7 protein-coding genes are annotated in these 9,172 nt (G+C 69.2%); 4 read left to right on the top strand and 3 right to left on the bottom strand.

The genetic code is table 11. The annotated features are described in order from the left end of the window. Positions 1 to 143: 143 nt before the first annotated feature. From ACWGE0_RS45320 to ACWGE0_RS45330, 3 genes are all read right to left on the bottom strand, one after another. Positions 144 to 1,043 carry a neutral zinc metallopeptidase gene (locus ACWGE0_RS45320; protein ID WP_452267040.1) on the bottom strand — a complete coding sequence of 300 codons (900 nt, stop codon included), beginning with the start codon at positions 1,041 to 1,043 and terminating at the stop codon, positions 144 to 146. A 12-nt stretch (positions 1,044 to 1,055) separates the two neighbouring features. Next, positions 1,056 to 2,009, bottom strand: a complete 954-nt coding sequence (locus tag ACWGE0_RS45325; protein ID WP_452267041.1) for a neutral zinc metallopeptidase — start codon at positions 2,007 to 2,009, stop codon at positions 1,056 to 1,058. Between the two features lie 418 nt (positions 2,010 to 2,427). After that, on the bottom strand, positions 2,428 to 3,540 hold the full coding sequence (locus ACWGE0_RS45330; RefSeq protein ID WP_452267042.1) for a neutral zinc metallopeptidase: 1,113 nt from the start codon (positions 3,538 to 3,540) through the stop codon (positions 2,428 to 2,430). A gap of 255 nt (positions 3,541 to 3,795) precedes the next feature. Between ACWGE0_RS45330 and ACWGE0_RS45335 the strand changes: the two genes are divergently transcribed. From ACWGE0_RS45335 to nudC, 4 genes are read left to right on the top strand one after another with little or no spacing between them, the layout of a single operon-like run. Next, the gene (locus ACWGE0_RS45335) at positions 3,796 to 5,418 is read left to right on the top strand and encodes a DUF2207 domain-containing protein (protein WP_452267043.1); all 1,623 of its coding nucleotides are present in this window, start codon (positions 3,796 to 3,798) and stop codon (positions 5,416 to 5,418) included. A 10-nt stretch (positions 5,419 to 5,428) separates the two neighbouring features. Continuing rightward, on the top strand, positions 5,429 to 6,712 hold the full coding sequence (locus ACWGE0_RS45340) for a M16 family metallopeptidase (RefSeq protein WP_452267044.1): 1,284 nt from the start codon (positions 5,429 to 5,431) through the stop codon (positions 6,710 to 6,712). After that, entirely contained in the window at positions 6,709 to 8,097 is a 1,389-nt protein-coding gene (locus ACWGE0_RS45345; RefSeq protein WP_452267045.1) for a M16 family metallopeptidase, read from the top strand. The genes ACWGE0_RS45340 and ACWGE0_RS45345 overlap by 4 nt, the downstream gene beginning before the upstream one ends. Next, positions 8,094 to 9,041, top strand: coding sequence for an NAD(+) diphosphatase (gene nudC / locus ACWGE0_RS45350; RefSeq protein WP_452267046.1), 948 nt, complete (start codon positions 8,094 to 8,096; stop codon positions 9,039 to 9,041). Before ACWGE0_RS45345 ends, nudC begins: the two co-directional genes overlap by 4 nt. Positions 9,042 to 9,172 lie beyond the last annotated feature (131 nt).

The following is a 9,172-nucleotide window of genomic DNA, read 5'->3' on the forward strand; positions in this document are numbered from 1 at the left end:
TCCCACCCCTGCCTGGTTGCAGCAAGTGCTGTGGCACGACTCGTGACGGGGACCCGCCCGGAGCGCTGTTTCAAGCGTTAGGACGCCTCGGCTGCGCCATCGGGTCGCCTCGCCTGCGGCATCGGGCTTGGGCGCTTCGCGGGTTATGCCACTTGTTGTGCTGTTGCGGCGAAGGTGTTGCAGTTTGTCGTTGAGTTGGCCTTGAAGCCTTCGGCTGCCCACTGGGCTTGGTTTGCGGCTGAGCCGTGGGCGTTGTTTTCTGGCTTTTCTTCGATGGCGTACTGGAAGTCTTCTTGTGCTTGGCGCGCCAGGGACGTGGTTATGGCGCCTCGTCCGGCTGCGCTGGTCAGGAACATGCCTGCGAAGCAGTTGGCTTGCAGTTCGATTCTGCGCGACATTTCCAGGCCTGCTGGGGTTTTCTCGCCCGCGTCGGTGATTTTGAGGTCGGCTGCTCGTAGTAGGCCTGTTAGGGCTTGTACGTGGTGGCCGTACTCGTGGGAGAGCGTTGCCAGGTGGGTGGCTGGGGTGTCGCCGCCGCCGTTGTCGCGTAGGCGGGCGGTTGGCATGTAGATCGTGCGGTTGCGGCCGCAGTAGTAGGCGACTGCGTGGTCGGATTCTGGGGCGGCGCCGCACGGGCCGTCTTTGAGGGTTGGGGAAGCGTCTAGAGAGGGCTTCTCGAATGGCAGGTTGGTTGAGGTCAGGACTGGGCCCCAGGCGGCGTCGAGGCATTCGACGCCTGCTGCGTAGTAGGCGGCCAGTTCTTTGTCCGAGACGCCGAAGGGTGGCAGGGCGCAGGTCACCTGGGCCAGCGAGGCTGGTTTGAGCAGGAACGGGTGGTCTGCCAGGCGGTAGACGGCGCGGGGGCGAATTGGGGTGGTGGGCTCGGTGCTCGGGGTGGGGGACGGGGCCGGGCGGGAGCCTGCCAAGGGGTGGCCCGTTACCACTCTGGGGCGGCTCAGTTGGCCGATGCCCAGGACGAACGCGACCACCAGCACGAACACTCCCGCGAGCATCACCGGGTTGTTGTTGGCTGGTTGGGTCACGTTTGCCCCTTTCTAGGAGACGGTGCCGGCGTCAGCTGCCCAGGTGTTGCAGGCCGATGCCTGGTTCGTCTTGTAGCCCTGGTTCACCCAGTTCGCGTTGTTCTGGGGTGAGCCGTGGTCCTTGGTCGGGTAGATGTCGTAGTCGCCTCGGTTGCCTGCGTCGGCCAGGCCGACCCGGATGACGTCGATGGGGATCGCTCCGTGCGACAACGGGGCTAGTGACATCCCGCCGAAGCAGGTTGCCTGCAGCTCCATCCGGCGGTTCAGGTCGAGGCCCTTTGGAGTATCCCACCCTCCCGCGTCGTACTGCGCGCGGTCCGAGGCTTTGAGCATCCCGGTGAGCCACTGGATGTGGTGGCCGTACTCGTGGGCGAGCTGGCCCAGGTACTTGCCGGGGTGGTTCGGGTTGTTCGGGTTGCGTTCGGCGGCGTAGGCGTTCGCCGTCCAGTAGATGCCGCCCTGGCAGTAACGCGCGGTCTGGTCCGGGCGGACGGTGCCGCACGGGTATTGCGCGGTTTCGGTGATGATGTGCAGCTCAACGGGCTGGTACGGGAGGTTGGCCGCTTGCAGGGCGGGCTTCCACATGCTTTCGATGCACGGGAGTGCTGCTCGCAGGAACTTGTCCTGGCCTGCCGGGGAGTAGTCCATGGCCGGGAGCGGGCAGCCCGAGACCGTGTTGGCGCCGAAGTTCGGCCTCAGGAACGGGTGGTCCGCCAGGGCGTAGACGGCCTTCGCGCCTGCCTGGGTCTGCGGGGTGGACGGCGACTTCGACGACGACGGGCGTGAGGACGGGCCTGCCGTGGTCGTGGGGGTGTCGTCCGTGGTGGTGGGTGGGGTGAACGACGGGCTCTGCGTCGTGTAGTTCGAGTAGCCCGTGTCCTTCACCTTGTTGTTCAAGGTTGCCGCGAAGACGCCGACCGCGCCCAGGCCGAGGATCACCACGCCGCCGAGGATCAGGGCGATCATCGGACCGCTGCTCTTCCTGGGGGGTGGCATCGGCGGGTACGGGCCGTAGCCGGGCTGGTAGCCGCCGGGAGGGGCGCCCCACGACGGGTGCGGTGGGGGCATGACCGGGCCTGGCGGGGGCGGCGGAGGGCCGTATTGACCAGGTGGCGGGGCCATGGGCGGTCCCTGCGGCGGCATGCCGTAGGGAGGCGGTGAGCCCTGTGCCGGCCACTGCCCCAGTGGTGCGGGCATGGGCGGCGGGCCGACCGGGCGTGGTGGCGGCCAATTGCCCGGCGGCGGTGGTTGTGTCATCGCCTTAGGTCCCCCCATTGGTGAGCCTGGGTCGGGTACGAGCATATGCGGAGCGAGATCGTGCGTCCCCCGACCGGGCTAACGTGTCCCGTCCACCTACTTGGGACGCGCGGGCCGGGGGATCGGTTCACGAGACGTCGCCGGAGCTTGCCGCGTAGGTGTTGCAGGCTTTGACGTCGTTCTGCTTGTGGCCGTGCATCACCCAGCGCTCGTTGTTCTGCTGGCTGCCGTGATCAGGCGTGCGGGTGTAGTCGCCGCGTTTGCTCGCGTCCGACAGGCCGGTGTTCACGACGTCCATCGGCACGACGTTCTTGTGTGAGAACGGGGCCAGCGTCATGCCGCCGAAGCAGGTGGCCTGCAGTTCCTTGCGACGGTTGAGCTCGAGGCCCTTCGGCGTGTCGAACCCGCCGGCGTCGTACTGGGCCTGGTCCGTGGCGCGGATCAGGCCGGTCAGCCACTGGACGTGGTGGCCGTACTCGTGGCCGAGCTGGCCGAGGTACACGCCGGGATGCCGGACCGTCGAGCCGCCCTCGTTCGAGTAGAAGTTGCCGGGCCAGTAGATGACGCCCTTGCAGAACATCGCGGTCGTGTTCGCCTGGCGCGAGCCGCACGGCGTCTGCGTGCTGCCGGTGAACACCTGCAGTTCGACCGGCTGGTACGGCAGGTTCGCCGCCTTCAAAGCCGGCTGCCAGGCCTTCTCGATGCACGGCAGGGCGGCCGAGAGGAACCGCTCCTCGCCCGCCGGGGTGTACTCCATCTTCGGCAACGGGCACGCGTCGAAGTCGTTCGCGCCGACGCCGGTGCCGAAGATCGGGTGGTCGGCGAGCTTGTAGACGGCCTTCGGGCCCGGCGGGGTAGTGGGCGTGTTCGACGTGCGGGTCGACGAGGTGCGCGTGGACGTCGTCGTTGTCGTGGTGGTCGTGGTCGTCGTCGTAGTTGTTGCGTTGTAGGTCGGGCTGTACGTCGTGTAGTTCGAGTAGCCCGTGTCCTTCACCTTGTTGTTCAACGTCGCCGCGAACACACCGACGGCACCGAGCCCGAGGATCACCACGCCGCCCAGCACCAGGGCCAGGACCGGGCCGCTGCTGCTCTTCCGGCGCGGCGGCATCATCGGATAAGGCGCGAAACCCGGCTGTGGGTGGTGGCCCCAAGTCGGTTGCGGCGGCGGCATCACCGGACGCGGCGGTGGCAACGGCGCGTAACCGGGCGGCGGCATCGGCGGGCGCATTTGCGGACGCATCTGAGGGGGCTGCGGCGGGCCCGTCGGAGGTGGCGGGCCCATCGGCGGACGCATGCCTGGCGGAGGCCCCTGACCTGGGCGGGGAGGCATCGGCGGCCCGTACGGCGGTGCTGCGGGCACGGGTGGTGGGCCTACCGGGCGTGGCGGTGGCCAATTGCCCGGTGGCGGTGGTTGCGTCATCGCCGAAAATCCCCCAGATGGCGTCTGTTCGAAAGTCCGCCGGAGCATATGAGGACTCCGCTATTGTCCGCAGCCGTGTTGAAGAACTGGGGACTGGCGATCTTCGCCGCGGCCGCCTTGACGTCCATGACGGCTGTTGGCGCGCTCGCGCAGCCGCTTCCCGGCACGGTCAGCACCGAGGTGCGGATGAAGCTGGAGCGCGACTCCAAGCTCTCCATCACCGAAACCGTCACGGTGCCGGACGGCAAGACCGTCAAGCGGATCGTCCCCTTGCGACTCGCCGTCAGCAACGACCTCGTGCGTCAGTACGAGGTCACGGACGCCAAGATCGAGGGCACCGGCAGCGTCGACGTCAGCGGCGACCAGTTCTCCGTCGTGCTGAACGGCGGGAAGGCCACGCTGACCTACACCGTCGTCGGCGCGGTCGCCCCGGTCGGTGACGCGCTGGAGGTGCGCTGGCAGGTCGCGGGCGGCTGGGACACCGAGCTCGACAGGGTCGCCGTCTCGTTCTCCGCACCCGACTCGCCGACGTCGGTCAACTGCCTCGCGGGCCCCGTCGGGTCGTCGCAGCCGTGCACCAACGCGGACCTCGCGGACGGCAAGGGCGTGCGGGCGCAGGAGATCAAGCTCGGGCCCGGCGAACGCGTGGACGTCGCGATCGGACTGTCCGCCGGTGTCGTGCCGCCGAACGCGGTGGTGGTCGAGCAGTCCGGGCTGGCGGCCGCGTTCGCGCTCACGCCGGTCAGCGGGATCGCGCTCGGCGGGCTGCTCGTGTTGCTGCTCGGCGGTGTCGCGCTGCTCTGGTACCTGCGCGGCCGGGACGCCGCGGCGCTCGCGAGCGAGGTCGGCGCGGTCTCCGTGCTGGTGCGCGACCAGGGCGGGCGGGTCGCGTTCGCCTCGCCGGACGGGGTGCTGCCCGGCCAGGTCGGCACGGTCGTCGACGAGCACGTGGACGTGGTCGACGTGACCGCCACGGTGATCGACCTCGCTGTTCGCAACTACCTGTGGATCGCCGAGACAGACGGCCACGACTGGCAGATCGTCCGCCGCAACCCGGCCGACGCTTCGCTGTCCGGTTACGAGAAGGCCGTTTACACCGCACTGTTGCCCGACGGTGTGGACGCGGTGACGGTGTCCGAGCTGCGCGGCCGGCGGATCGACCTCGCCCAGGTCCGCGACGAGCTGTACGCGGACGTCGTGGAGAAGCGCTGGTTCGTGCGCCGCCCGGACGCCGAGCGGAGCCTGTTCTGGTGGGTCGGCATCGTGATCGCGGTGCTCGGCGTGGTCGCGACCGTCGTGCTGGCGCTCACGATCGGCAACGCGCTGTTCGGGCTCGTCGTCGCCGTCGGTGGTGTCGCGCTGGCGTTCGGTGCGCGCTCGATGCCCGCCCGCACGAAGCGCGGCAGTGAGCTGCTGGAGCACGTCCGCGGCCTGCGCGGGTACCTCCACGGGCTGACGCAGGACGACGTTCCCGAGGCCGACCGCGAGCTGGTGTTCTCCCGTTCGCTGCCGTACGCGGTGGTGCTCGGCGAGACCGAGCGCTGGCTCACGACGTTCGGCCAGCAGGACCTCTACTGGTACGGCAACTCGGGCACGAGCACGGACTTCCGGCGCAGCTTCCCCGCGTTCCTGGGGGCGCTCGACGGCGTGCTCGCCCAGGCGGGCCACCTGCGATCGCTCCGGACGCCGAACCCGTAGGCTGGCGCACATGGCCTCACCCGAACTGCACAGGTTCACGTTGCCCAACGGCCTGCGGGTGGTGCTCGCCCCCGACGCCAGCGCACCGGTCGTCGGCGTCAGCGTGCACTACGACGTCGGCTTCCGCTCCGAGCCCGAGGGGCGCACCGGATTCGCGCACCTCTTCGAACATCTGATGTTCCAGGGCAGCGAGAGCCTCGAGAAGCTGGCTCACTTCCGACACGTGCAGTCGTCGGGCGGCACGTTCAACGGGTCCACGCACCCGGACTACACCGACTACTACCAGGTGCTGCCCTCGGCGGCGCTCGAGCGGGCGCTGTTCCTCGAGGCGGACCGCATGCGCGCGCCGAAGATCACCGAGGAGAACCTCCGCAACCAGATCGACGTGGTGAAGGAGGAGATCCGGCTCAACGTGCTGAACCGCCCGTACGGCGGGTTCCCCTGGATCCTCCTGCCGCCGGTGCTGTTCAAGACGTTCGCCAACGCGCACAACGGGTACGGCGACTTCATCGACCTGGAGAGCGCCACGGTCGACAACTGCGCGGAGTTCTTCGACACCTACTACTCGCCGGCCAACGCGGTGCTGACGGTCGCGGGCGACCTCGACGTCGAGACCACGAAGACGTTGGTGGAGAAGCACTTCGGTGACGTGCCCGCGCGGCCGAAGCCCGAGCGCCCCTCGTTCGCCGAGCCGGCCCCGCAGGGCGAGGTGCGGCACGAGCACGGCGACGCGCTGGCCCCGCTGCCCGCGATCGCGATCGGCTACCGCGTGCCGGACCCCGTCGCCGACATCGACGGCTACCTCGCGTACCTGGTGCTCGCCGGCGTGCTGACGGACGGCGACAGCTCGCGCCTGCAGCAGCGCCTGGTGCACCAAGAGGGCATCGTGATCGACCTGAACGCCGGCTGCGGCCTGTTCGGGCCGCTGGAAGCCCGCGACCCGGACACGTTCAGCATCACCGCGATCCACACGCCGGAGGTCGACGCCTCACAGGTCGTCGCGGCGATCGACGAGGAACTGCAGAAGCTCGCGCAGGAACCGCCGTCGGCGGAGGAGCTCGCGAAGGTCACCGCCCGGTGGGCGTCGACCATGCACAAGGAGCACGACCGGCTCACGAACCGCACGCTGGGCCTCGGCTCCGCGGAGCTGCTGTTCGGCCGCGCCGAGCTGATCTACGAACTGCCCGAGCGGATCGCCTCGGTGACCGTGGACGAGGTGTCCGCCGCGGCCAAGGCGCTGCGTCCGGACGCTCGCGCCCTTCTTCTCGTCAAGCCCACCGGAGGAGCCCAGTGACCTCGGCCAAGACTCACCGAACCGCCGAGGAGATCGGTCGTACCGCGGTAGGCCCGCGTCCGTTGCCGGAGCTGGGCTCGCAGAAGGCGGCCGCTGATCTGTCCACTGTGGACACGGTGCTGCCGAACGGACTGCGGGTGATCGCGGTGCGCCGTGCCACCGTGCCGATGGTCGAGCTGCGGCTGCGCGTCCCGTTCGCGGACCCGGCCGCGTCGAGCGTCGGTTCCGCGCACTCGGCCCAGGCCGAGGTGCTCGCGAACACCGTGCTGACCGGCACCGCGTCCCGTTCGCGGGTGGCGATCGACACCGAGCTGGCGCTGGTCGGCGGCGAGCTCGACGCCGTGGTCGACCCGGAGCGGCTGAGCTTCACCGGCAACGCGCTGGCCACGGGCCTCGGCACCGTCCTGGACGTGCTGCGCGACGTGCTGGTGAACGCCGCGTACCCGGCCGACGAGCTGGAGCGCGAGAGCGGCCGCCTGGTCGAGCGCATCTCGCTCGCCCGCTCGCAGCCGAACGTCATCGCCCGCGAGGCGTTGCAGAAGCTGCTGTACGGCGACCACCCGTACGCCAAGGAGATGCCGGAGGCCGACGAGGTCGCCGCCGTCACCCGCGACGACGTGGTGGCGTTGCACCGCAAGGCTTTGCTGCCGCGCGGCTCGGTGTTCGTGGTCGTCGGCGACGTCGACCCGGCCGAGGCCGTGGCGCAGGTCGGCGAGGCGCTGAGCGAGTGGCAGGGCGAGGGCGAGGCCGTCCAGCTGCCGCCGCTGCCGCCCGTGTCCGGTGGCGACGTGCTGCTGGTGCACCGCGCCGGTGCCGTGCAGTCGCAGATCCGCCTTGCCGCGCAGTCGATCCCGCGCACCGACGAGCGATACCCGGCGCTGCAGCTCGCGAACCTGGTGTACGGCGGGTTCTTCTCGTCGCGCCTGGTCGAGAACATCCGCGAGGACAAGGGCTACACCTACAGCGCCCGTTCGCACCCCGAGTTCACCGTGCACGGCGCGACGTTGCTGATCGACGCCGACACGGCCTCGGACGTGACGGCGGCGGCGCTGCTGGAGACCCGTTACGAACTGGCGCGCCTCGGCATGGTCCCGCCGTCGGAGTCCGAAGTGGACGTCGCCCGCAACTACGCCGTCGGCACGTTGCTCACCAGCACGTCCTCGCAGTCGGGCCTCGCGTCGTTCGTCGTGAACCTCGTCGCGCTGGGCCTCGGCATCGACTGGCTGGTGGCGCACCCGCAGCGCCTGCAGGCCGTCACGCCGGAGCAGGTGGCCGCGGCCGCGCTGGAGTTCTTCGCACCGGCCAACTTCACCGGCGTGCTCGTCGGTGACGCCGAGAAGTTGAAGGCGAAGTTGTCCGCGCTGGGAGGGGTTGCGTTCCAGTGAGTTTCGACCTGGTCGGACTGCCCGCGCTGTCGCGGTTCTCGATCGACCGGGCCGAGCCGTTGCGCGGCGACGAGGACAAGCTCACCGCGCTCTGGCCCAAGGCGCGGATGATCGTGGTCGACACGCGGGGGCGCACGCTGGTGGCCGACCGCGGTACCCGTGTGGCGGACCGGCCGGCGACCGACTTCGGTGACCAGCCGCCGGTGAACGCGGTGCTGCTGGGTGAGCAGGACGGCGTGGCGCATTTCGCTGTGCTGATGCCCGCTGAGGATGGCGAGCAGGTTCCGGCTTCTCGGGCTTGGGGGCCGCCGGAGTTGACGGACGAGCCGCAGTGGCTTGATCTGCGGCAGGCCGGGGCGACGTTGGACGACATGTCGGCCGGGCTGTTCACGACTGCGGCGGCGTTGTTCCAGTGGCACCGGCTTGGTCGGTACTGCGCCAAATGTGGTGCGCGGACTGTGTTGGAGAAGTCCGGGTGGACTTCGGTGTGCTCCGGGTGTGGGCGGGAGGAGTATCCGCGGACTGATTCCGCGGTGATCTGCCTGGTGCACGACGGGGCGGATCAGGTGCTCGTGGCTCGCGGGCCGGAGTGGCCTGAGGGGCGGTTCTCCGTGCTGGCTGGGTTTGTCGAGGCCGGGGAGTCGTTGGAAGCCTGCGTGGCGCGGGAGATTTTTGAGGAGGTCGGGGTTGCTGTTCGGGATGTTCGGTATCTCGGGTCGCAGCCTTGGCCTTTTCCTCGGTCGTTGATGATCGGGTTTGAGGCTGTGGCTGATCCTGCGGAGCCGTTGCGGTTGGCTGAGGGGGAGATCGCTGAGGCCAAGTGGGTTTCTCGGGGGGATGTTCGGAAGGCGATTGAGGAGCCGGGGAGTGTTCCTGGGCTTGGGCTTGCCGGTGGGGCTTCGATTGCGTTTCGGATGTTGCAGAGTTGGTCGGTGAGTTCGTAGGTGGTCACCTTGCTCAGGGATGGTCACGTTTAGGGATTTCGGGGCTCCGCCCCGGACCCCGCCAATCTGATCAAGGACCGGTTCCACGCCGTCAGCAGGTTGATGGCACGCCTGTTGCGTTGGGCGGAGTT

The organism is Lentzea sp. NPDC054927, assembly GCF_053610285.1.

Coding starts and splice junctions, on each gene's coding strand:
- ACWGE0_RS45330 (WP_452267042.1), bottom strand. CDS start 3,540: ATGCGTCCGCAAATGCGCCCGCCGATGCCGCCGCCCGGTTACGCGCCG.
- ACWGE0_RS45340 (WP_452267044.1), top strand. CDS start 5,429: ATGGCCTCACCCGAACTGCACAGGTTCACGTTGCCCAACGGCCTGCGG.
- ACWGE0_RS45325 (WP_452267041.1), bottom strand. CDS start 2,009: ATGATCGCCCTGATCCTCGGCGGCGTGGTGATCCTCGGCCTGGGCGCG.